Annotated in this window: 15 protein-coding genes, 4 tRNA genes and 1 rRNA gene; 1 reads left to right on the top strand and 19 read right to left on the bottom strand. The window is 61.4% G+C overall.

Annotation, left to right across the window (positions count from 1 at the left end):
• Window positions 1-192 precede the first annotated feature (192 nt).
• The 18 genes from tuf (ACWMMN_RS01510) to ACWMMN_RS01425 all read right to left on the bottom strand — a co-directional run bounded on the left by tuf (ACWMMN_RS01510) (window position 193) and on the right by ACWMMN_RS01425 (window position 20,957).
• Complete coding sequence (tuf, locus tag ACWMMN_RS01510) at window positions 193-1,383, bottom strand: elongation factor Tu (RefSeq protein ID WP_011350666.1); 1,191 nt, start codon at window positions 1,381-1,383, stop codon at window positions 193-195.
• 39 nt (window positions 1,384-1,422) lie between these two features.
• Window positions 1,423-3,525, bottom strand: coding sequence for an elongation factor G (gene fusA, locus ACWMMN_RS01505; RefSeq protein ID WP_059232616.1), 2,103 nt, complete (start codon window positions 3,523-3,525; stop codon window positions 1,423-1,425).
• 123 nt (window positions 3,526-3,648) lie between these two features.
• Window positions 3,649-4,119 (bottom strand): 30S ribosomal protein S7, encoded by a 471-nt coding sequence (gene rpsG, locus ACWMMN_RS01500; protein ID WP_006477195.1) that lies wholly within the window; start codon window positions 4,117-4,119, stop codon window positions 3,649-3,651.
• A 172-nt stretch (window positions 4,120-4,291) separates the two neighbouring features.
• A complete protein-coding gene (gene rpsL, locus ACWMMN_RS01495) occupies window positions 4,292-4,672 on the bottom strand; it encodes a 30S ribosomal protein S12 (RefSeq protein WP_006400662.1) in 381 nt (126 codons plus the stop codon).
• Window positions 4,673-4,899: 227 nt separating this feature from the next.
• The gene (recQ, locus tag ACWMMN_RS01490; RefSeq protein ID WP_059232617.1) at window positions 4,900-6,747 is read right to left on the bottom strand and encodes a DNA helicase RecQ; all 1,848 of its coding nucleotides are present in this window, start codon (window positions 6,745-6,747) and stop codon (window positions 4,900-4,902) included.
• 275 nt (window positions 6,748-7,022) lie between these two features.
• On the bottom strand, window positions 7,023-11,267 hold the full coding sequence (gene rpoC, locus ACWMMN_RS01485) for a DNA-directed RNA polymerase subunit beta' (protein WP_059232618.1): 4,245 nt from the start codon (window positions 11,265-11,267) through the stop codon (window positions 7,023-7,025).
• A gap of 21 nt (window positions 11,268-11,288) precedes the next feature.
• Window positions 11,289-15,395 carry a DNA-directed RNA polymerase subunit beta gene (rpoB, locus tag ACWMMN_RS01480; protein ID WP_174994248.1) on the bottom strand — a complete coding sequence of 1,369 codons (4,107 nt, stop codon included), beginning with the start codon at window positions 15,393-15,395 and terminating at the stop codon, window positions 11,289-11,291.
• 381 nt (window positions 15,396-15,776) lie between these two features.
• Window positions 15,777-16,151: a 50S ribosomal protein L7/L12 gene (gene rplL, locus ACWMMN_RS01475; protein ID WP_006477198.1), complete on the bottom strand. Its 375-nt coding sequence runs from the start codon at window positions 16,149-16,151 to the stop codon at window positions 15,777-15,779.
• A gap of 63 nt (window positions 16,152-16,214) precedes the next feature.
• On the bottom strand, window positions 16,215-16,712 hold the full coding sequence (rplJ, locus tag ACWMMN_RS01470) for a 50S ribosomal protein L10 (protein WP_059232621.1): 498 nt from the start codon (window positions 16,710-16,712) through the stop codon (window positions 16,215-16,217).
• A gap of 295 nt (window positions 16,713-17,007) precedes the next feature.
• A complete protein-coding gene (gene rplA / locus ACWMMN_RS01465) occupies window positions 17,008-17,706 on the bottom strand; it encodes a 50S ribosomal protein L1 (RefSeq protein ID WP_006482906.1) in 699 nt (232 codons plus the stop codon).
• Window positions 17,707-18,138, bottom strand: a complete 432-nt coding sequence (rplK, locus tag ACWMMN_RS01460) for a 50S ribosomal protein L11 (protein ID WP_006477201.1) — start codon at window positions 18,136-18,138, stop codon at window positions 17,707-17,709. It lies immediately after the preceding gene.
• A 142-nt stretch (window positions 18,139-18,280) separates the two neighbouring features.
• Window positions 18,281-18,838 (bottom strand): transcription termination/antitermination protein NusG, encoded by a 558-nt coding sequence (gene nusG / locus ACWMMN_RS01455; RefSeq protein WP_006400672.1) that lies wholly within the window; start codon window positions 18,836-18,838, stop codon window positions 18,281-18,283.
• Between the two features lies 1 nt (window position 18,839).
• The gene (gene secE, locus ACWMMN_RS01450) at window positions 18,840-19,220 is read right to left on the bottom strand and encodes a preprotein translocase subunit SecE (protein WP_006482892.1); all 381 of its coding nucleotides are present in this window, start codon (window positions 19,218-19,220) and stop codon (window positions 18,840-18,842) included.
• 43 nt (window positions 19,221-19,263) lie between these two features.
• Window positions 19,264-19,339 (bottom strand) — tRNA-Trp (locus tag ACWMMN_RS01445).
• Window positions 19,340-19,398: 59 nt separating this feature from the next.
• On the bottom strand, window positions 19,399-20,589 hold the full coding sequence (gene tuf, locus ACWMMN_RS01440; RefSeq protein WP_011350666.1) for an elongation factor Tu: 1,191 nt from the start codon (window positions 20,587-20,589) through the stop codon (window positions 19,399-19,401).
• Window positions 20,590-20,655: 66 nt separating this feature from the next.
• Window positions 20,656-20,730, bottom strand: a tRNA-Thr gene (locus ACWMMN_RS01435).
• 24 nt (window positions 20,731-20,754) lie between these two features.
• Window positions 20,755-20,828, bottom strand: a tRNA-Gly gene (locus ACWMMN_RS01430).
• Between the two features lie 43 nt (window positions 20,829-20,871).
• Window positions 20,872-20,957, bottom strand: a tRNA-Tyr gene (locus ACWMMN_RS01425).
• Between the two features lie 548 nt (window positions 20,958-21,505).
• Between ACWMMN_RS01425 and ACWMMN_RS01420 the strand changes: the two genes are divergently transcribed.
• Entirely contained in the window at window positions 21,506-22,462 is a 957-nt protein-coding gene (locus ACWMMN_RS01420; protein ID WP_342703426.1) for a hypothetical protein, read from the top strand.
• Window positions 22,463-23,202: 740 nt separating this feature from the next.
• On the opposite strand, the gene rrf is transcribed toward ACWMMN_RS01420, so the two are convergent.
• Window positions 23,203-23,315 (bottom strand): 5S ribosomal RNA (rrf, locus tag ACWMMN_RS01415).
• Window positions 23,316-23,379 lie beyond the last annotated feature (64 nt).

Below are 23,379 nucleotides of genomic sequence, written 5' to 3'. Positions count from 1 at the left end.
CTGACGGTACTTCCACTGCTAAGCCCGCGATTCTACACGAAATTCTGAAATGGTGGTGCGAGTTTCTCGGGCCACACAACGCGCCGCCGAAAAACAAAACCGGGTGCCAGCGCAAGCTGGACACCCGGTTCAGACGGTACAACTGCGTACCGCGGAATCGCGGACCCCGTCGGGATCCGCGGATCGTCGATGTTACTCGATGATCTTGGCGACGACGCCGGCGCCGACCGTACGGCCGCCTTCGCGGATTGCGAAGCGCAGACCTTCTTCCATCGCGATCGGAGCGATCAGCTTCACCGTGATCGACACGTTGTCGCCCGGCATCACCATTTCCTTGTCCTTCGGCAGCTCGATCGAGCCCGTCACGTCCGTCGTACGGAAGTAGAACTGCGGACGGTAGTTGTTGAAGAACGGCGTGTGACGGCCGCCTTCGTCCTTGCTCAGCACGTACACTTCAGCCGTGAAGTGCGTGTGCGGCGTGATCGAACCCGGCTTCGCCAGAACCTGGCCACGCTCCACGTCTTCACGCTTCGTGCCGCGCAGCAGGATACCCACGTTGTCGCCTGCCTGACCTTGGTCCAGCAGCTTGCGGAACATTTCAACGCCCGTGCAGGTCGTCTTCACCGTCGGCTTGATACCGACGATTTCGATTTCTTCGCCGACCTTCACGATGCCGCGCTCGACACGACCCGTCACAACCGTACCACGGCCCGAGATCGAGAACACGTCTTCCACCGGCATCAGGAACGCGCCGTCAACTGCACGCTCCGGCGTCGGGATGTACGTGTCCAGTGCGTCGGCCAGGCTCATGATCGCCACTTCGCCCAGCTCGCCCGTGTCGCCTTCCAGCGCCAGCTTCGCCGAACCCTTCACGATCGGCGTGTCGTCGCCCGGGAAGTCGTACTTCGACAGGAGTTCGCGAACTTCCATCTCGACCAGCTCGAGCAGTTCAGCGTCGTCCACCATGTCGCACTTGTTCAGGAACACGATGATGTACGGAACGCCAACCTGACGGGCCAGCAGGATGTGCTCACGCGTCTGCGGCATCGGGCCGTCAGCTGCCGAGCAAACCAGGATCGCGCCGTCCATCTGCGCTGCGCCCGTGATCATGTTCTTCACATAGTCAGCGTGGCCCGGGCAGTCGACGTGTGCGTAGTGGCGGTTAGCCGTTTCGTACTCGACGTGTGCCGTGTTGATCGTGATGCCGCGCGCCTTTTCTTCCGGTGCCGCGTCGATCTGGTCGTACGCCTTCGCTTCGCCGCCGAACTTCTTCGTCAGAACCGTCGTGATCGCTGCCGTCAGCGTCGTCTTGCCGTGGTCAACGTGACCAATCGTACCAACGTTCACGTGCGGCTTGGTCCGCTCGAATTTACCTTTTGCCATGATTCTCTTCTTTCAAAAATAGTCGATTGTGATAACGAATTACTTCGTCTTCGCGCTGATGATCGCTTCTGCAACGTTCTTCGGAGCTTCAGCGTAGTGCTTGAACTCCATCGTGTACGTTGCGCGACCCTGCGTCAGCGAACGCAGCGACGTCGAGTAGCCGAACATTTCCGACAGCGGCACTTCGGCGCGCACGATCTTGCCGCCGCCCACCATGTCGTCCATGCCCTGGATAATGCCGCGACGACCCGACAGGTCGCCCATGACGTTACCCATGAAGTCTTCCGGCGTTTCCACTTCCACGGCCATCATCGGCTCGAGCAGAACCGGATCGGCACGGCGCATCGCTTCCTTGAACGCCATCGAACCAGCCATGCGGAACGCATTTTCGTTCGAGTCAACGTCGTGGTACGAACCGAACGTCAGCGTGACCTTCACGTCGACGACCGGGAAGCCTGCCAGCACGCCGCTCTTCAGCGTTTCCTGGATACCCTTGTCAACCGACGGGATGTATTCGCGCGGAATCACGCCGCCCTTGATCGCGTCGATGAACTCGTAGCCCTTGCCCAGTTCGCTGCGCTCGAGCGTAATGACCGCATGGCCATACTGACCACGGCCACCCGACTGCTTGACGAACTTGCCTTCGACGTCCGCGGCCGACTTGCGAATGGTTTCGCGGTACGCAACCTGCGGCTTGCCGACGGTCGCTTCCACGCCGAATTCACGCTTCATCCGGTCAACCAGAATTTCGAGGTGGAGCTCGCCCATACCCGAAATGATCGTTTGACCCGATTCTTCGTCGGTCTGCACGCGGAACGACGGATCTTCCTGAGCCAGACGGTTGAGCGCCAGGCCCATCTTTTCCTGGTCAGCCTTCGTCTTCGGCTCGACGGCCTGCGAAATCACCGGCTCCGGGAAAATCATGCGTTCGAGCACGATCGGGTGAGCCGGATCGCACAGCGTGTCGCCCGTGGTCGCTTCCTTCAGGCCGACCGCAGCCGCGATGTCGCCAGCGCGAACTTCCTTGATTTCTTCACGCTGGTTCGCGTGCATCTGCAGAATACGGCCGAGACGTTCCTTCTTGTCCTTGGTCGCATTGAGCAGCGTGTCGCCCGAATTGACGACGCCCGAGTAGACGCGGAAGAAGATCAGCTGGCCGACGAACGGGTCGGTCATGATCTTGAATGCCAGTGCCGCAAACTTCTCGTCGTCGGCAGCGCGGCGCTCCGTCTTCTCGCCATTTTCGAGTTCACCCGTAACCGGCGGAATATCGACCGGCGACGGCAGGAAATCGATCACGGCGTCGAGCATGCGCTGCACGCCCTTGTTCTTGAACGCAGTGCCGCACAGCATCGGCTGGATTTCGCACGCGATCGTACGGTCGCGCAGACCCTTCACGATCTCGGCTTCCGACAGCTCGCCTGCTTCCAGGTACTTGTTCATCAGGTCTTCGTTCGACTCTGCAGCCGCCTCGACCATCTTTTCACGCCATTCGTTGCACGTGTCGACGAGTTCCGCCGGGATGTCGACGTAGTCGAACTTGGTACCTTGCGACGCTTCGTCCCAAATGATCGCCTTCATCTTGATCAGATCGACGACGCCCTTGAAGCCTTCTTCCGCACCGATCGGCACCACGACCGGAACCGGGTTCGCCTTCAGGCGCAGACGGAGCTGGTCGTAGACCTTGAAGAAGTTCGCGCCGGTACGGTCCATCTTGTTGACGAACGCGAGACGCGGCACCTTGTACTTGTTCGCCTGGCGCCACACCGTTTCCGACTGCGGCTGCACGCCGCCCACTGCGCAGTACACCATGCACGCGCCGTCGAGCACGCGCATCGAGCGCTCGACTTCAATCGTGAAGTCGACGTGGCCCGGGGTGTCGATGATGTTGATGCGGTGTTCCGGATAGTTGCCGCCCATGCCCTTCCAGAAGGCCGTGGTAGCAGCGGACGTGATCGTGATGCCACGCTCCTGTTCCTGCTCCATCCAGTCCATCGTGGCTGCGCCGTCGTGGACTTCACCGATCTTGTGGTTCACACCGGTGTAAAACAGAATGCGCTCGGTCGTCGTCGTTTTGCCGGCGTCGATGTGAGCGCTAATACCGATATTGCGGTAGCGCTCGATAGGAGTCTTGCGAGCCACTTTGATCCTCTACTGGGATGACGTGATGCAGCCCAGCTGCATCACGCTTCAACACAAACGGGCGAGGCGCCTGAAAAGCGCACCCGCCCGGAATTTATTTCCGCTAACAGCCCAGCCAGGCGCTTAGAAACGGAAATGCGAGAACGCGCGGTTGGCTTCTGCCATGCGGTGAACTTCGTCGCGCTTCTTCATCGCGCCGCCACGGCCTTCGGCCGCTTCGGAGAGTTCACCTGCCAGGCGCAGGGCCATCGACTTCTCGCTACGCTTCTTCGCAGCCTCACGCAGCCAGCGCATCGCCAATGCCATACGACGCGACGGGCGCACTTCGACCGGAACTTGATAGTTGGCACCACCAACGCGACGGCTCTTCACTTCGACCACCGGCTTCACGTTGTTGAGCGCAACCGTGAACACTTCCAGCGGGTCCTTGCCACCCTTGGTCTGGATTTGTTCGAATGCGCCATAAACGATGCGCTCTGCGACCGACTTCTTGCCGGACAGCATCAGCATGTTCATGAACTTGGCAACATCAACGTTACCGAACTTCGGATCCGGCAACACTTCCCGCTTGGGGACTTCGCGACGACGCGGCATGATTCTTCCTTTACTTGTTCAGTTGGAGCTGGTTCCAGCTCCGCGGCCACCAACAAACCCGATCACATCTTCACGACTAACCAGCTTGGCCGGGTGACCACTTACTCGACAGCACCGGCAATCCGGCACTCCCGCCTTGACCGCCCTGCGGCGATCCCTGATCAAAAACTGCTTACTTGGCAGCCTTTGCACGCTTCGCGCCGTACTTCGAGCGCGCTTGCTTACGGTCCTTGACGCCCTGGGTATCCAGCGAGCCGCGAACCATGTGGTAACGCACACCCGGCAAGTCCTTCACACGGCCGCCGCGGATCAGCACAACCGAGTGTTCCTGCAGGTTGTGGCCTTCACCGCCGATGTACGAAATCACTTCGAAGCCGTTCGTCAGACGAACCTTGGCGACCTTACGGAGTGCCGAGTTCGGCTTCTTCGGCGTCGTCGTGTACACACGGGTGCACACGCCGCGACGCTGGGGGCAGTCCTGCAGGGCCGGGCTCTTGCTCTTCGTCGTTTCCGACTGACGGCCTTTGCGAACCAGTTGGTTGATGGTTGGCATTGTTTATTCCTGAAATTGAACAAAATCTGCGCATCGATTTCGGGCAAAGCGAGAATCGGCGCACAGTTGACTTCCGAACCGGCGAATCGGGTGCGAGCTTTCGAACGCGACACGGCCCACCGAATACCGGAACCCAGCATCATATTCCGGAAATGCCAACTAAGTCAACGGCTTGCGTGATTTCCCAGTCGACTGCGCGGTTTACAGGAAGGGTCGGAACATCTGTGTCAGGCCGATTCGACGACGTCGATGATTTCGTCGCCGAAGCGTTCGAGCTTGCGTACGCCCATGCCGGGGATGTGGCGCAGGTCGTCGATCGACTCCGGCGCGTTGCGCGCGATTTCCGCGAGCGTCGCGTCGTGGAAGATCACGTAGGCCGGCACGCCGTCGGTCTTGGCGGTTTCCGCGCGCCATGCGCGCAGCGCATCCCAGCGCGCGCGCTCGCGCGTGCCCATGCCGGCCGTCGGGTCGACGCGCGTGCCGCTGCGGCTCGACGACTGACGCGTGCGCTGCGGCTTCACGTAGCGGCGCAGCGTGACCTTCTCCTCGTTCTTCAGCACGGGCTTCGCGGCCTCGGTCAGCACGAGCGCGCCGAAGCCGCCATGATCGACGGCCAGGTAGCCGTACGCGACGAGCTGCCGGAAAATCGCGCGCCATTCGGGCTCGGACAGCGACGCGCCGATCCCGAACGTCGTGAGCTGGTCGTGGCCGCGCTGCAACACCTTCTCGGTGCGCCCGCCGCGCAGGATCTCGATCAGGTGGCTCGAGCCGAAATTGAAGCCGCTCGCGCGCTGCGCGCGGAACACGCACGACAGCGCCATCTGCGCCTCGCGCGTCGCGTCCCACGAATCAGGCGGCTCGAGGCACGTATCGCAGTTGCCGCACGGGCGGCTCTCTTCGCCGAAGTAGTTCAGCAGCCGCACGCGGCGGCACGAGATCGTCTCGCACAGCCCGAGCAGCGCGTCGAGCTTCGAGGTCTGCACGCGCTTGTGCGCGTCGTCCGCATCGGACTCGTCGATCATCTTGCGCTGCTGGACGACGTCGCCGAGGCCGTAAGCCATCCACGCATTCGCGGGCATCCCGTCGCGGCCCGCACGGCCGGTTTCCTGGTAGTAGCCTTCGACGCTCTTCGGCAAATCGAGGTGCGCGACGAAGCGCACGTCGGGCTTGTCGATGCCCATGCCGAACGCGATCGTCGCGCACATCACGATGCCCTCTTCGCGCTGGAACATCTCCTGGTGCTTCTGCCGCACCTCGAACTCCATCCCCGCGTGATACGGCAGCGCGCGCACGCCCTGCGCCTTCAGCCACTCGGCGGTTTCCTCGACCTTGCGGCGCGACAGGCAGTAGACGACGCCTGCGTCGGTCGTGCCGTCGGCATTCGTATGTTCGGCGCGAATGAAGTCGAGCAGCTGCGAGCGCGCGTTGTCCTTCTCGACGATCCGGTAGCGGATGTTCGGGCGGTCGAAGCTCGACACGAACACGCGTGCGTCGTCGAGCGCGAGACGGTGGATGATCTCGTCGCGCGTGATCGCATCGGCCGTGGCCGTCAGCGCGATGCGCGGCACCGCCGGGAAGCGCTCGTGCAGCACCGACAGCTGAATGTATTCCGGACGGAAATCGTGCCCCCATTGCGACACGCAGTGCGCTTCGTCGATCGCGAACAGGCCGATCTTCGCGCGCTCGAGCAGGTCGAGGAAACGCCCCGTCATCAGGCGCTCCGGCGCGACGTACAGCAGGTCGATTTCGCCTTCGCGCAGCGCGCGCTCGGTTGCCGCGGCCTCGGCGCCCGACAGCGTCGAATTCAGGTAGGCCGCACGCACGCCGACTTCACGCAGCGCGGCGACCTGGTCCTGCATCAGCGCAATCAGCGGCGACACGACGATGCCGGCGCCCTGCCCGGCCTCGCGGCGCAGCAGCGCGGGGATCTGGTAACACAGCGACTTGCCGCCGCCCGTCGGCATCAGCACGAGGCAATCGCCGCCGCCGGCGACGTGTTCGACAATCTCGCCCTGCTGGCCGCGAAAAGCGGAATAACCAAAGACTTCGTCGAGAATTTCGAGGGCGCGGGACATGAATGAGGACAGGGACGGCTAAACGATGACCGCGATTTTAACAACCCGCTCGCGCGGCGCGTGGCCAATCGTGCATTGTTGGCCGTTCGGCCAGGGTTCGTTCGCGTGCATCACGGGCCTGCCGCGGCCGCTCCGCAAGCGATCGCGGGGCATGCGCCGGTGCGGTGCAGGCACGTCATGCACGTGAACGACGGATAAAAAAAACCGCCCGGCAGGACCGGGCGGTTTCGGTGACAGCGATGTCGGCAACGCAAGGCGGCTTGCGCCGCCTGCCGTTACTCGGCTGCCGGGTGTTGTTGCGGCTCTTCTGCCGGCGCGCTCGGCGTGCCGAAGTCGAATGCCTCTTCCGCTGCGATCTGGTCGAAACGCTCGCGATCCGACGATTCCTTCGCCTTGCGTGCCTTGTGGAACGCGAGACCCGTACCGGCCGGAATCAGACGGCCGACGATCACGTTTTCCTTCAGGCCACGCAGATCGTCGCGCTTGCCCATGATCGCCGCTTCGGTCAGCACGCGGGTCGTTTCCTGGAACGATGCCGCGGAGATGAACGAGTCGGTCGACAGCGATGCCTTCGTGATACCGAGCAGCACGTTGTCGTACGAAGCCGGACGCTTGCCCTCGGCGATCATGCGATCGTTCTCGTCCAGCATGTCGGAACGCTCGACCTGTTCGCCCGGGATGAAGCGCGTATCACCGTTGTCGGTGATCTGCACACGACGCAGCATCTGGCGAACGATCACCTCGATGTGCTTGTCGTTGATCTTCACGCCCTGCAGACGATACACGTCCTGCACTTCGTCGACGATGTAGCGCGACAGCGCCTCGATACCCTGCAGACGCAGGATGTCGTGCGGATCGGCCGGACCGTCCACGATCATTTCGCCCTTGTTGACGACCTGTGCATCGTGAACCAGAACCTGCTTTTCCTTCGCGATCAGGAACTCGTGCTGGTTGCCCTCGAGGTCCGTGATGACGAGACGCTGCTTGCCCTTCGTGTCCTTACCGAACGACGTCGTACCGGTGACTTCCGCGAGAATGCCGGCATCCTTCGGCGAACGCGCTTCGAACAGTTCCGCCACCCGCGGCAGACCGCCGGTAATGTCACGCGTCTTCTGCGCTTCGGTCGGGATACGTGCGAGCACTTCACCGACCTGCACCTGCTGGCCATCCTTCACGGTGATCAGTGCGCCGACCTGGAAGCCGATCTGCACTGCGTGCTCCGTGCCCGGAATCTTCACTTCTTCGCCGTTCGCGTCGAGCAGCTTCACCTGCGGACGCACGCTCTTCGAAGCCTGCGAACCGCGACGCTTCACGTCGATCACGACCAGCGTCGACAGGCCGGTCACGTCGTCGATCTGCTTCGCGACGGTCACGCCTTCCTCGACGTTCTCGAACTTCACCGTACCACCGTACTCGGTGATGATCGGACGCGTCAGCGGATCCCACGTGGCGAGCTGCGTGCCTGCCTTGATCGTCACGCCGTCGAGCTGCAGCAGCGTCGCGCCGTACGGCACTTTGTGACGCTCGCGCTCGCGACCGAAGTCGTCGGTGATCATCGCTTCGCCCGAACGGGAAATGACGATCTGCTCGCCCTTCGCGTTCGTGACGTAGCGCATCGTCGCCGTGAAGCGCACGATACCGTTGCTCTTCGCTTCGACCGACGAAGCCACCGCCGCACGCGATGCCGCACCACCGATGTGGAACGTACGCATCGTCAGCTGCGTGCCCGGTTCACCGATCGACTGTGCCGCGATCACGCCGACTGCTTCGCCGACGTTCACCAGCGAGCCGCGGCCGAGGTCACGGCCGTAGCATGCCGCGCACAGGCCGTAACGCGTTTCGCAGGTCAGCGGCGTGCGCACGCGCACTTCGTCGATGCCGAGGCGTTCGATTTCCTCGACCGCCGTTTCGTCGAGCAGCATGCCCGATTCGTACACCGTTTCCTGCGTTTCCGGGTTCACGACGTCCGCGACCGCGACGCGGCCGAGGATACGGTCGCGCAACGCTTCGACGACTTCACCGCCTTCGACCAACGCCTTCATCGCGACGCCGTTCGACGTGCCGCAATCGTCTTCCACCACGACCAGATCCTGCGTGACGTCGACGAGACGACGCGTCAGGTAACCCGAGTTCGCGGTCTTCAGTGCCGTATCAGCCAGACCCTTACGTGCACCGTGGGTCGAGATGAAGTACTGCAACACGTTCAGACCTTCGCGGAAGTTCGCGGTAATCGGCGTCTCGATAATCGAGCCGTCCGGCTTCGCCATCAGGCCTCGCATACCGGCCAGCTGACGAATCTGAACCGCCGAACCCCGGGCGCCCGAGTCGGCCATCATGTAGATCGAGTTGAACGATTCCTGGCGCGTTTCCTTGCCGTCACGGTCCGTCACCGGCTCCGTCGACAGCTGCTCCATCATCGCCTTGCCGACCGCTTCCGACGTTGCCGACCAGATGTCGACCACGTTGTTGTAGCGTTCCTGCGCGGTAACGAGACCCGACATGTACTGGCGGTCGTACTCCTTCACCTTCTTCGCGGCGTCGCCGACGATCGTTTCCTTCTGCGGCGGCACGAGCATGTCGTCCACGCAGATCGAAATGCCGGCACGCGTCGCGAGACGGAAACCCGACTGCATCAGCTGATCGGCGAACACCACCGTCGCGCGCAGACCGCACTTGCGGAACGCCGTGTTGATCAGGCGCGAGATTTCCTTCTTCTTCAGCGGCTTGTTCAGCACCGAGAACGGCAGGCCGTGCGGCAGGATCTCCGACAGGATCGCGCGGCCGACGGTCGTCGCGTACAGCGAGATCTTCGGCACGAATTCCGGCGCGCCTTCCGACGTGTCCTCGTTGCGGACCATTTCGGTGATCCGCACGTTGACGCGCGAGGCCAGCTCGACTTCCTTGTTCTCGTACGCGCGGATCGCTTCCGACACGCCCGTGAACGACAGGCCTTCGCCCTTGCCGTTGACGGCTTCGCGGGTCGCATAGTACAGACCCAGCACGATATCCTGCGACGGCACGATCGACGGATCGCCGTTGGCCGGGAACAGCACGTTGTTCGACGCCAGCATCAGCGTACGCGCTTCCATCTGCGCTTCGAGCGACAGCGGCACGTGAACGGCCATCTGGTCACCGTCGAAGTCGGCGTTGAACGCCGCGCAAACGAGCGGGTGCAGCTGAATTGCCTTGCCTTCGATCAGGACCGGCTCGAACGCCTGGATACCGAGACGGTGCAGCGTCGGCGCACGGTTCAGCATCACCGGGTGCTCGCGGATCACCTCTTCGAGGATGTCCCACACCACCGGGGTCTGGTTCTCGACTTCCTTCTTCGCAGCCTTGATGGTCGTCGCGACGCCCATCACTTCCAGCTTGTTGAAGATGAACGGCTTGAACAGCTCGAGCGCCATCAGCTTCGGCAGACCGCACTGGTGCAGCTTCAGCGTCGGGCCGACCACGATGACCGAACGGCCCGAGTAGTCGACGCGCTTGCCCAGCAGGTTCTGACGGAAACGACCGCCCTTACCCTTGATCATGTCGGCGAGCGACTTCAGCGGACGCTTGTTCGCGCCCGTCATCGCCTTGCCGCGACGACCGTTGTCGAGCAGCGAGTCGACGGCTTCCTGCAGCATCCGCTTTTCGTTGCGGACGATGATTTCAGGCGCCTTCAGCTCGAGCAGACGCTTCAACCGGTTGTTACGGTTGATCACGCGGCGATACAGGTCGTTCAGGTCCGACGTCGCGAAACGGCCGCCGTCCAGCGGCACCAGCGGACGCAGTTCCGGCGGCAGCACCGGCAGCACTTCGAGGATCATCCACTCGGGCTTGATGCCCGAACGCTGGAATGCCTCGAGGACCTTCAGGCGCTTCGCGTACTTCTTGATCTTCGCTTCCGAGCCGGTGTTCTTCAGCTCGGTGCGCAGCGTCTCGACCTGCTCGTCGATGTTGATCGCGCGCAGCAGTTCACGCACGCCTTCCGCGCCCATCTCGGCACGGAATTCGTCGCCGTATTCCTCGACCTTGTTGTAGTAATCCTCTTCGGTCATGATCTGCCGCGCCTTCAGCGGCGTCATGCCCGGTTCGATCACCACATACGCTTCGAAGTACAGCACGCGTTCGATGTCGCGCAGCGTCATGTCGAGCACCATGCCCAGACGCGACGGCAGCGACTTCAGGAACCAGATGTGCGCGACGGGCGAGGCCAGCTCAATGTGGCCCATCCGTTCGCGACGCACCTTCGCCAGCGTCACTTCGACGCCGCACTTCTCGCAGATCACGCCGCGGTGCTTCAGACGCTTGTACTTGCCGCACAGGCACTCGTAGTCCTTGATCGGCCCGAAGATCTTCGCGCAGAAGAGACCATCGCGTTCCGGCTTGAACGTACGGTAGTTGATGGTCTCCGGCTTCTTCACTTCGCCGAACGACCACGAACGGATCTTGTCCGGCGAGGCCAGACCGATCTTGATCGCGTCGAAAACTTCTTCCTGTTGGACTTGCTTGAATAGATCGAGCAGAGCTTTCATTGCTTTCTCTCCGTAGTCCGATTAATTGCGGTCGAGATCGATGTCGATACCGAGCGAGCGGATTTCCTTCACGAGCACGTTGAAGGATTCCGGCATGCCTGCATCGATAACATGATCGCCCTTGACCAGGTTCTCATAGACCTTGGTCCGGCCGTTCACGTCGTCCGACTTCACCGTCAGCATTTCCTGCAGCACGTAGGACGCGCCGTACGCTTCGAGTGCCCACACTTCCATTTCACCGAAACGCTGGCCACCGAACTGCGCCTTACCACCCAGCGGCTGCTGTGTGACGAGCGAGTACGGGCCGGTCGAACGCGCGTGCATCTTGTCGTCGACCAAGTGGTGCAGCTTCAGGTAGTGCATGTAGCCGAGCGTCACGCGACGTTCGAACATTTCACCCGTGCGGCCGTCGTACAGACGGACCTGGTTCTTCGACGGGTTCATGCCGAGCTGTTCAGCGATGTCGTCCGGGAACGCGAGGTCGAGCATCTTGCCCATTTCTTCCTCGGTCGCACCGTCGAACACCGGCGTTGCGAACGGCACGCCTTCGCGCAGGTTCTTCGCGAGCTCGAGGATCTCGTCGTCGGTGAAGCTTTCCAGATCTTCCTGGCGGCCCGAATCGTTGTAGATCTTCGTCAGGAACGCGCGCATTTCCTCGATCTTCGCCTGACGCTGCAGCATTTCGCCGATACGCCAGCCGAGGCCCTTCGCGGCCCAGCCGAGGTGCACTTCCAGAACCTGACCCACGTTCATCCGCGACGGCACGCCGAGCGGGTTCAGCACGACGTCTGCCGGACGGCCATCGGCCATGTACGGCATGTCTTCGATCGGGACGATCTTCGACACGACACCCTTGTTACCGTGACGGCCTGCCATCTTGTCGCCAGGCTGCAGACGGCGCTTCACCGCGAGGTACACCTTGACCATCTTCAGCACGCCCGGCGGCAGTTCGTCGCCTTGCGTGAGCTTCTTGCGCTTCTCTTCGAACGCGAGGTCGAACTGGTGACGCTTTTCCTCGATCGAGTTCTTGATCGCTTCGAGCTGCGCCGCTGCTTCGTCGTCCGCGAGGCGGATGTCGAACCAGTGGTAGTGGTCGAGGTCTTCCAGGTAAGCCTGGTCGATCTTCGTACCCTTCGCGAGCTTCTTCGGACCGCCGTTCGCGACCTTGCCCACGAGCATGCGTGCGAGACGCTGGAACGCGTCGCCTTCCACGATGCGCAGCTGGTCGTTCAGGTCGAGACGATAGCGCTTCAGTTCGTCGTCGATGATCTGTTGCGCACGCTTGTCGCGCTGGATGCCTTCACGCGTGAACACCTGGACGTCGATCACGGTGCCGCTCATGCCCGACGGCACGCGCAGCGACGTGTCCTTCACGTCCGAAGCCTTCTCGCCGAAGATCGCGCGCAGCAGCTTCTCTTCCGGCGTCAGCTGGGTCTCGCCCTTCGGCGTGACCTTGCCGACCATCACGTCGCCCGCTTCGACTTCCGCACCGATGTACACGATGCCCGATTCGTCGAGACGGCCGAGCTGGATTTCCGCCAGGTTCGAGATGTCGCGCGTGATTTCTTCCGGCCCGAGCTTCGTGTCACGTGCAACGACGTTCAGCTCTTCGATGTGGATCGACGTGTAGCGATCGTCCGCGACCACCTTCTCCGAGATCAGGATCGAATCCTCGAAGTTGTAGCCGTTCCACGGCATGAACGCGATCAGCATGTTCTGGCCGAGCGCGAGCTCGCCCAGGTCCGTCGAGGCGCCGTCGGCCAGCACGTCGCCACGCGAGACCTTGTCGCCCATCTTCACGATCGGACGCTGGTTGATGTTCGTGTTCTGGTTCGAACGCGTGTACTTGATCAGGTTGTAGATGTCGACACCGACTTCACCTGCGACCGCTTCTTCGTCGTTCACGCGAATCACGATACGGCCTGCGTCGACATAATCGACGACGCCGCCACGGAACGCCTGAACCGTCGTACCCGAGTCGACCGCGCAGGTGCGCTCGATACCCGTACCGACGACCGGCTTTTCCGGACGCAGACACGGCACGGCCTGACGCTGCATGTTCGAACCCATCAGTGCACGGTTCGCGTCATCGTGCTCGAGGAACGGAATCAGCGAGGCTGCAACCGACACGATCTGCGACGGCGCCACGTCCATGTACTGGATACGGTCCGGCGTGACCATCATCGTTTCGCCGGCTTCACGCGACGACACGAGTTCGTCGATCAGCTGGCCGTTCTCGTCGATCGCGGCGTTTGCCTGCGCGATCATGTAGCGGCCTTCTTCGATCGCCGACAGGTAGTCGATCTGGTCGGTCACCTTGCTGTCCACAACCTTGCGGTACGGCGTCTCGAGGAAGCCGTACTCGTTCAGGTGCGCGTACAGTGCGAGCGAGTTGATCAGGCCGATGTTCGGACCTTCCGGCGTTTCGATCGGGCACACGCGGCCATAGTGGGTCGGGTGCACGTCGCGAACTTCGAAGCCTGCGCGTTCGCGCGTCAGACCGCCCGGGCCCAGGGCGGAAACACGGCGCTTGTGCGTGATTTCCGACAGCGGGTTGGTCTGGTCCATGAACTGCGACAGCTGCGACGAACCGAAGAACTCGCGGATCGCCGACGAAATCGGCTTCGAGTTGATCAGGTCGTGCGGCATCAGGTTTTCGCTTTCGGCCTGGCCGAGGCGTTCCTTGACCGCGCGCTCGACACGCACGAGACCCGCGCGGAACTGGTTTTCCGCCAGTTCGCCGACGCAACGCACACGACGGTTGCCGAGGTGGTCGATGTCGTCCACTTCGCCCTTGCCGTTGCGCAGCTCGACGAGGATCTTGATCGTCGCGAGGATGTCGTCGTCCTGCAGCGTCATCGGGCCGGTGATTTCATCGCGGCTGACGCGGCGGTTGAACTTCATACGGCCGACCTTCGACAGGTCGTACGCTTCTTCGCTGTAGAACAGACGGTTGAACAGTGCCTCGACCGCTTCTTCGGTCGGCGGCTCGCCCGGACGCATCATGCGGTAGATCGCGATGCGCGCAGCCGTACGATCGGTCGTTTCGTCGACACGCAGCGTCGACGAGATGTACGGGCCCTGGTCCAGGTCGTTCGTGTAGAGCGTCTGGATGTCCTTGATGCCCGCTTCGCGCAGCTTCTCGAGCACGCTTTCCGTGACTTCGTCGTTCGCGCTCGCGATCACTTCGCCGGTGTCGCCGTCGACGACGTTCTTCGCCAGCACGCGGCCGAGCAGATAGTCTTCCGGCACCGAGATGAACTTGGTCTTCGCGGCTTCGAGGTCGCGAATGTGCTTCGCGTTGATCCGCTTGTCCTTCTGGACAATGACCTTGCCATCACGATCCGTGATGTCGAAACGCGCGACTTCACCACGCAGGCGCTCGGGCACGAACTCGAGTTGCGCGCCTTCGTCCATCAGCGTGAAGTTGTCGAACACGAAGAAGTTCGCGAGGATCTGTTCCGGCGTCAGGCCGATGGCCTTCAGCAGGATCGTGACCGGCATCTTGCGGCGACGGTCGACGCGGAAGTACAGGATGTCCTTCGGATCGAATTCGAAGTCGAGCCACGAGCCGCGGTACGGAATGATCCGTGCCGAGAACAGCAGCTTGCCCGAGCTGTGCGTCTTGCCCTTGTCGTGTTCGAAGAACACGCCCGGCGAACGGTGCAGCTGCGAGACGATGACACGCTCGGTGCCGTTGATGACGAACGAGCCCGTCGGCGTCATGAGCGGCATTTCGCCCATGTACACTTCCTGCTCTTTCACTTCCTTGACGACCGGCTTGTTCGGCGATTCCTTGTCGAGGATGACAAGGCGGACCTTCGCGCGCAGCGCGGAGCAGTACGTCAGGCCTCGCTGCTGGCATTCCTTGATGTTGAATGCCGGCGAGGACAGCGCATAGCTCACGAACTCGAGGCGCGCGAAACCGTTGTGCGAAACAATGGGAAATACCGATGTGAACGCGGCCTGCAAACCTTCAGGCTTGCGTTGTGTCGCCGGCACATCGGCTTGCAGAAACGTGCTGAATGATTCAAGCTGGGTAGCCAGCAAGAAGGGAACTTGGTGAACGATGGGGCGCTTCGCGAAACTCTTGCGAATGCGCTTCTTCTCGGTGAAGGAATATTGCATACGATCTCCGAATCACGGCGGGTGCTATCGAGGCGGAATACCTGGACGTTTCAAACCCGAGTGTTCACCGACTGAGACCCGATGGCCGTTCGACGGCTTGAACGAGCCGAGAAGCTTGGTGGTTGGCCGCTACCAACCGCTGGCTGACGGCAGCGGATGCCTGTGTTGCCCGCTACCCGACCAAACTTGCCTTCTGCAGTCGCTTCAGAAGACAAAGAGAACCGCCAATCGCGAGTGACCGTTCGCAACGATCAGGCGGTTTTCTTTGGCTTCTGGGGCCGATTATTCGGGCTCCCGAATGAGTGCCAGAATAACGTCCCCACAAAGCACAAAAAGGCTGGCGGTGAAAATACCGCCAGCCCTCGCACAGCGCGTCGAAACTTACTTGACTTCGACCTTCGCGCCTGCTTCTTCCAGCTTCTTCTTGGCTTCTTCAGCAGCAGCCTTGTCGACGCCTTCCTTGACCGGCTTCGGTGCACCGTCAACCAGGTCCTTCGCTTCCTTCAGGCCCAGGCCCGTCAGTTCGCGAACGGCCTTGATGACCGAAACCTTGTTGGCGCCGGCTTCAGCCAGGACGACCGTGAATTCGGTCTTCTCTTCTGCAGCAGCAGCAGCGCCGCCGCCTGCCGGGCCAGCGACTGCCACTGCAGCTGCCGACACGCCAAACTTCTCTTCGAACGCCTTGACCAGTTCGTTCAGTTCCAGAACGGTCATCCCTTCGACTGCTGCCAGGATGTCTTCTTTTGCGATTGCCATTTGAAATACTCCTAAATTGAATTCGGATACAGCCAGCGATCAGTAACGCTGATGCACGTTCGCTTACGCAGCTTCCGCTTGCTTCTTCTCGGCCAGCGCGGCGAGAGCACGCGCGAAGCCAGAAACAGGCGATTGCATAACGAACAGCAGCTTCGAGAGCAGTTCTTCGCGGCTCGGGATGCTTGCCAGCGCTTGCACGCCAGCCTTGTCCATCACCTTGCCATCGAACGAACCAGCCTTGATGATCAACTTGTCATTGCTCTTGCCGAAGTCGTTGACGACCTTAGCAGCAGCAATTGCATCTTCCGAGATGCCGTAGATCAGCGGACCAGTCATCTGCTCTGCCAGCGGAGCAAACGGCGTACCTTCAACAGCGCGACGCGCCAGCGTGTTCTTCAACACGCGCAGGTAAACCTTTTGCTCACGCGCTTGCGCGCGCAGCTTGGTCAGATCGCCAACCGCAATTCCACGATACTCAGCCAGCACAACGGTCTGGGCCTTCGCGACTTGCGCGGAAACCTCAGCGACGACGGCTTGCTTGTCTTCTCTATTAAGCGGCACGGTTAGCCTCCAGAAACGATACGTTCGGCACGAAACCTCGCGTACCTCGTTCAACAACGGCGTCCGACCTCGTTAGGAGTATTTCCACCTCACGCCGCGAATCGCTTCACGGCCTGCGGCTTCACCACTGCAAAACTTTTTCGGGTTCGCCATCTGCGTTGGCTTGAATTAAGGGATCACCTGACTGCTGCGCCCCACCAACGGTCTTTGATAACCGGTTGTTCGCCTTGCTGCACGAACAACCGCCCAAAGCCCATGTAGGCCGCTTCGCGAACGAAGCGGCCCGAATACTTGCTTACTGTGCTGCCAGCGTAGCCTGGTCGACACGCACGCCGACGCCCATCGTGCTCGACAGTGCGATCTTGCGCAGGTAGACGCCCTTGCTCGTTGCCGGCTTCGCCTTCTGCAGCGCTTCGATCAGCGCCGACAGGTTCGAACGCAGCGCGGTCGGCTCGAACGATGCACGGCCGATGGTCGCGTGGATGATACCGGCCTTGTCGACACGGAATTGCACCTGACCAGCCTTCGCGTTCTTGACGGCGGTTGCGACGTCCGGCGTGACCGTACCGACCTTCGGGTTCGGCATCAGGCCGCGCGGGCCGAGGATCTGGCCGAGCGTACCGACGATACGCATCGTGTCCGGCGAAGCGATCACGATGTCGAAGTCCATCTGGCCAGCCTTGATCTGCTCAGCCAGGTCTTCCATACCGACGATTTCCGCACCTGCCGCACGTGCTTGCTCAGCCTTCTCGCCTTGCGCGAACACAGCAACGCGAACCGACTTGCCCGTACCGGCCGGCAGAACGACCGAACCACGAACGACCTGGTCCGACTTCTTTGCATCGATGCCGAGCTGGACTGCGACGTCGATCGATTCGTCGAACTTCGCGCTCGCGCATTCCTTCACGAGGCTCAGTGCGTCTTCGATCGCGTACAGCTTCTGACGATCAACCTTGGCGGCAAATGCCTGACGGCGCTTGGAGATCTTAGCCATTTACACGCCCTCCACAGTGATGCCCATCGAGCGTGCGCTACCAGCGATGGTGCGAACGGCTGCGTCCAGATCAGCTGCCGTAAGGTCCGGCATCTTGGTCTTTGCGATTTCTTCGGCTTGAGCGCGCGTGATCGAACCGACCTTGTCGGTGTGCGGCTTGCTCGAGCCCTTGTCCACCTTCGCCGCCTTCTTGATCAGGACGGTTGCCGGCGGCGTCTTCATCACGAACGTGAAGCTCTTGTCAGCGAATGCCGTGATGACCACCGGCACCGGCAGACCCGGCTCCATGCCTTGAGTCTGCGCGTTGAACGCCTTGCAGAACTCCATGATGTTCAGGCCGCGCTGGCCCAGTGCCGGACCGACCGGCGGCGACGGGTTGGCTTTACCTGCAGGGATCTGCAGCTTGATAAAGCCGATAATCTTCTTTGCCATTTGTGAACCTCATTGGAACGCCAGAGAAGGCGTTCGGTGAGTAATAACGCGCGTTCGCCGCTGGCTACTGACGCTCCTCAACGGCCATGACGCGGGCCGTAAGCGCGAAGGTGGGCAGCCGAGGCTGCCCACCGAATCGGGATCAAACTTTTTCGACCTGGCCGAATTCGAGTTCGACCGGGGTGGATCGGCCAAAGATGGTGACCGACACACGCACGCGCGATTTTTCGTAGTTGACTTCTTCGACGGTGCCGTTGAAGTCCGTGAACGGGCCTTCCTTGACACGCACCATCTCGCCGACTTCGAACAGGGTCTTCGGGCGCGGCTTTTCGACGCCTTCCTGCATCTGCGACATGATCTTTTCGACTTCCTTCGGGGAAATCGGGGTCGGGCGGTTACGCGCACCGCCGACGAAACCGGTGACCTTCGCAGTGTTCTTCACGAGGTGCCACGTTTCGTCCGTCATTTCCATTTCCACCAGCACGTAGCCGGGGAAGAAACGACGCTCGGTCACAGCCTTGTGGCCGCCTTTGACTTCGACCACTTCTTCGGTCGGGACCAGGATCTGACCGAATTTGTCCTGCATGCCAGCACGTTCGATGCGCTCCTGAAGCGCACGTTGCACGCTCTTCTCCATACCGGAGTAGGCGTGCACGACGTACCAACGCTTTCCGCTCGGGGATGCCGGAGTATCGCTCATATCATTTCCAACCCAGAATCGCCGAGAAAATCACCCATTCGATCGATTTGTCACTCAACCAGAGGAAAATCGCCATCACGAGCACGAAACCGAACACGACGAGTGTGGTTTGCGTTGCTTCCTTGCGGGTGGGCCAAACGACCTTACGGACTTCCTTGTACGAATCCTTGGCAAAGGCGATGAGGCTCTTGCCAGGGGCGGACATCAGCCCGACGGCCACGCCGGCGATGATACCTACCGCCAACGCGGCACCGCGGACATACCACTGCTGATTGGCCAGCCAGAAGAAGCCCACGAATCCGGCCAAGACCAACAATACGCCCAGGGCCAGCATCAGCTTATCGCCGGAGGTATTTACAGTTTCGACGGATGGATTCGCCATAACACCTTAAAACAAATGCCACGTAGGACACGTGGCTATTTTTTGGCAGGGGCAGAGGGAATCGAACCCCCAACCTTCGGTTTTGGAGACCGACGCTCTGCCAGTTGAGCTATACCCCTAAACCATGTTGGGGCCGGCTGTTGCCAGCCCCAAAACTGTCGATCAACGAATAACTGGCTTACTCGATGATCTTGGCGACGACGCCGGCGCCGACCGTACGGCCGCCTTCGCGGATTGCGAAGCGCAGACCTTCTTCCATCGCGATCGGAGCGATCAGCTTCACCGTGATCGACACGTTGTCGCCCGGCATCACCATTTCCTTGTCCTTCGGCAGCTCGATCGAGCCCGTCACGTCCGTCGTACGGAAGTAGAACTGCGGACGGTAGTTGTTGAAGAACGGCGTGTGACGGCCGCCTTCGTCCTTGCTCAGCACGTACACTTCAGCCGTGAAGTGCGTGTGCGGCGTGATCGAACCCGGCTTCGCCAGAACCTGGCCACGCTCCACGTCTTCACGCTTCGTGCCGCGCAGCAGGATACCCACGTTGTCGCCTGCCTGACCTTGGTCCAGCAGCTTGCGGAACATTTCAACGCCCGTGCAGGTCGTCTTCACCGTCGGCTTGATACCGACGATTTCGATTTCTTCGCCGACCTTCACGATGCCGCGCTCGACACGACCCGTCACAACCGTACCACGGCCCGAGATCGAGAACACGTCTTCCACCGGCATCAGGAACGCGCCGTCAACTGCACGCTCCGGCGTCGGGATGTACGTGTCCAGTGCGTCGGCCAGGCTCATGATCGCCACTTCGCCCAGCTCGCCCGTGTCGCCTTCCAGCGCCAGCTTCGCCGAACCCTTCACGATCGGCGTGTCGTCGCCCGGGAAGTCGTACTTCGACAGGAGTTCGCGAACTTCCATCTCGACCAGCTCGAGCAGTTCAGCGTCGTCCACCATGTCGCACTTGTTCAGGAACACGATGATGTACGGAACGCCAACCTGACGGGCCAGCAGGATGTGCTCACGCGTCTGCGGCATCGGGCCGTCAGCTGCCGAGCAAACCAGGATCGCGCCGTCCATCTGCGCTGCGCCCGTGATCATGTTCTTCACATAGTCAGCGTGGCCCGGGCAGTCGACGTGTGCGTAGTGGCGGTTAGCCGTTTCGTACTCGACGTGTGCCGTGTTGATCGTGATGCCGCGCGCCTTTTCTTCCGGTGCCGCGTCGATCTGGTCGTACGCCTTCGCTTCGCCGCCGAACTTCTTCGTCAGAACCGTCGTGATCGCTGCCGTCAGCGTCGTCTTGCCGTGGTCAACGTGACCAATCGTACCAACGTTCACGTGCGGCTTGGTCCGCTCGAATTTACCCTTGGCCATTTTCGACTCCCAAAAGGAATTTCACAGGTTGCGCCGCGCGCAAACAAGACACTGACTTTTTACTGCTGGTGCCCATGGGCAGGATCGAACTGCCGACCTCTCCCTTACCAAGGGAGTGCTCTACCACTGAGCCACATGGGCGCTTTAAGCTTCAACTTAGCGGTCTGGAGCGGGTGAAGGGAATCGAACCCTCGTCGTAAGCTTGGAAGGCTTCTGCTCTACCATTGAGCTACACCCGCACGGGCCACTAACGATTCCTTACCGCTCACTGCGCTGATATCTTGGTGGAGGAGGTTGGATTCGAACCAACGTAGGCGTAAGCCAACAGATTTACAGTCTGCCCCCTTTAGCCACTCGGGCACCCCTCCGTAGAGAACTGACGATTATGGGGGTGCATCGCACTCGTGTCAAGCACATCCGGAAGATTATTTTCACTTTCTTCCCGACTCCTGCTTTACCACCGATCCCCCGCCCCTGCCCGGCTAAGGCAAGCGCGAGATGTTGCCGACCGGCGCCACATCTTCGTCAGACTCCGCCCTTAGCGCCGATCTGCATCTGCGCTAAAAACGAAAGACCGCCATCATACGACCTCTTTCGCACTATGCCAAGCGGGAGATGCAAAAATTCCGCAAATTTCGTGCCGGACGACTTCGTCGGCCCCGGCCGCGGTGTTCTTGGCGGCTTCAGACTCGCGCTGCTCGCGGGAAAGGGGGGCTTCTCGCTACCCATGACGCGCCGGCCTGACGCGAGCTACCGGCCGTACGCAGCGGGCTTTTCCGATCCTCCCGGCGGCTGGACCCGAAAATGGAGCCGCCGCTCAGGCACGAAGAAGTGCCGATAGCGTGTCCCCCTGCTGACTTCCGCAGGCGTCGCGATACCATCCCTAGCCTTCCATCATCTTCCCGCACGAACCCTCATGCGCCTGCTTGCTCTTGCGATCACCTTCACGACCTTGACGGCGCTGACCGCACATGCGGCCGAACCGACAGACACCCGGTGTCGCTCGAGCACGATTGCGAAAGTGCGTCAGCAGGCCCTGGAGGACAGCCGCACCGAGGGACGTCCAAGGGCAGCTGCAGCGCTCGCTGCTTATGACAGGTTGAAGCCGGCGCTCGATGCCGGCTGCCTGAGCTCGGCACATAGCAGCTCGCCTGCAGCACGGCCGATGAATCAGGACGCGGTCGCCTACGCGTGGCTGCTCAACGACGCGTCCGCCTACCTCATCGCCGCCGGCGACGGCGCCCCGCCAACCATATCCGACAGCGCGGCCTGCCTGGACGTGTTACAGCCCTTGCTCGGCGACGATATGCGTCCACGCGCAGGCTTGCCTCACAAGCTCGGCGCCGCGATCTCGACGAACGTCCTGCAGTGCAGCGCCCATTGCCTCGCCCCTTCGTGCAAACCGGCCAACGTCAGCATCTGGTCGGCTTATCGCAGCGAATCCGCCGCGTATACGCGGCATCCTGCATGCCCGTACGACGCCCGCCTCGTTCAGTTGAACGCGAATATCTGCGTGGGGTTCGATGCGGGCGCTTTCGCCGCGCCGCATCCCTCCGAAGACGCTGGAAAGCTGGCCTGTGACGCCGCGGCGTCGACGTCCGACATGCGCTGCCCTGCGATGCTCGTGCTGACCCGGGATCAAGGCCGGAACACGACGCGCCGGTTTCCGCCAACCAACGATTCCGCACTGAGCGATTCAAGCACGGCGTGCGCGGTGCGATCGATCCGCATCGACGCAAGCGGCGCGCGCTTTGCTCTGATCGGCGAAGGAAGGGATTGCTTCGGCGGCACGGCCTATTCGCTCATCGAGGAAATCTATGCGCTACGAGCCGGCCAACCCATGCTCGTCAAAAAGAACAGCGCGGATTTCTGAAAGCGCCCGCCCGGCGACGCGCACACACGTTTCAACTTGCACCGAGGTCGCATCCTTTGCCTTTGCGGCGAACCTGGCCTGGCGCCCTACGCCTCGGATGAATCGGTTGGGAGTGATATCTCGTAGATTACGAGACGAACGGCGTTTAATAGCGCCACTTCGCTCTATCCGACGCAATTCTGACGCGCGGTTTCATTGCGCCGCGATCATTCAGCGCCTTCGACGACAGACGTCGAAGCTCAGACAAACCAAACGCAGCATGCGCGTCACGCGGGCAGCGAACCTCGTTGCGAGATACGCAAAGCGCGCCTAGCTACCAGAGGATGGAAGCGGCAATTTTCGCAGAAGAAGCGCTCAGTACGCGCGCAGATGGGAAGAGATAGCTAATTGCCGGCGGCAGGACGCACAACGCCGGGCCGCGCATGGCATTGCGTAAATCCGTGGCGGGAAGTTGCAGCGGATAGGCGGTCGAGCGCTCGACCAGACCGGTTGCCGACCGAGAGCGGCACCACTTCGAACAGTCGGCGGGAGGATGTCAGCCTCGACAACACCAATTGCTGGTGCTCGGCCAACCCAGGTCGTCGGAGTAAATTTGCGCCGATTGCGTGGAAGCGACCTCGGTCCGAATCGAGGTCCATCGGCGCCGTAGCGCGGCCGCATTTCGCGTGGCCGGCACGCACATTTCCGTCGCTCAAATGCAAAAACCCCCGCCTTTCGGGCGGGGGTTTCTGGCTTAGGGAGCCTGACGATTACCTACTTTCACACGGGAATCCGCACTATCATCGGCGTAGAGTCGTTTCACGGTCCTGTTCGGGATGGGAAGGGGTGGGACCGACTCGCTATGGTCATCAGGCAAAGAGGGTTGTTGCGCTGCTTCGCAGCACAACCAATCTTGGAAGAAGCAGTAATTTTGAGTT

Source organism: Burkholderia cepacia complex sp. TUM26381, from assembly GCF_057439935.1.
The sequence above is the reverse complement of the archived record's forward strand: the minus strand, read 5'-3'. Positions and strand labels throughout refer to the sequence as shown.

Coding starts and splice junctions, on each gene's coding strand:
- tuf (WP_011350666.1), bottom strand. CDS start 1,383: ATGGCAAAAGGTAAATTCGAGCGGACCAAGCCGCACGTGAACGTTGGT.
- rpsG (WP_006477195.1), bottom strand. CDS start 4,119: ATGCCGCGTCGTCGCGAAGTCCCCAAGCGGGAAGTGTTGCCGGATCCG.
- rpsL (WP_006400662.1), bottom strand. CDS start 4,672: ATGCCAACCATCAACCAACTGGTTCGCAAAGGCCGTCAGTCGGAAACG.
- recQ (WP_059232617.1), bottom strand. CDS start 6,747: ATGTCCCGCGCCCTCGAAATTCTCGACGAAGTCTTTGGTTATTCCGCT.
- rpoC (WP_059232618.1), bottom strand. CDS start 11,267: ATGAAAGCTCTGCTCGATCTATTCAAGCAAGTCCAACAGGAAGAAGTT.
- rpoB (WP_174994248.1), bottom strand. CDS start 15,395: ATGCAATATTCCTTCACCGAGAAGAAGCGCATTCGCAAGAGTTTCGCG.
- rplL (WP_006477198.1), bottom strand. CDS start 16,151: ATGGCAATCGCAAAAGAAGACATCCTGGCAGCAGTCGAAGGGATGACC.
- rplA (WP_006482906.1), bottom strand. CDS start 17,706: ATGGCTAAGATCTCCAAGCGCCGTCAGGCATTTGCCGCCAAGGTTGAT.
- rplK (WP_006477201.1), bottom strand. CDS start 18,138: ATGGCAAAGAAGATTATCGGCTTTATCAAGCTGCAGATCCCTGCAGGT.
- nusG (WP_006400672.1), bottom strand. CDS start 18,838: ATGAGCGATACTCCGGCATCCCCGAGCGGAAAGCGTTGGTACGTCGTG.
- secE (WP_006482892.1), bottom strand. CDS start 19,220: ATGGCGAATCCATCCGTCGAAACTGTAAATACCTCCGGCGATAAGCTG.
- tuf (WP_011350666.1), bottom strand. CDS start 20,589: ATGGCCAAGGGTAAATTCGAGCGGACCAAGCCGCACGTGAACGTTGGT.
- ACWMMN_RS01420 (WP_342703426.1), top strand. CDS start 21,506: ATGCGCCTGCTTGCTCTTGCGATCACCTTCACGACCTTGACGGCGCTG.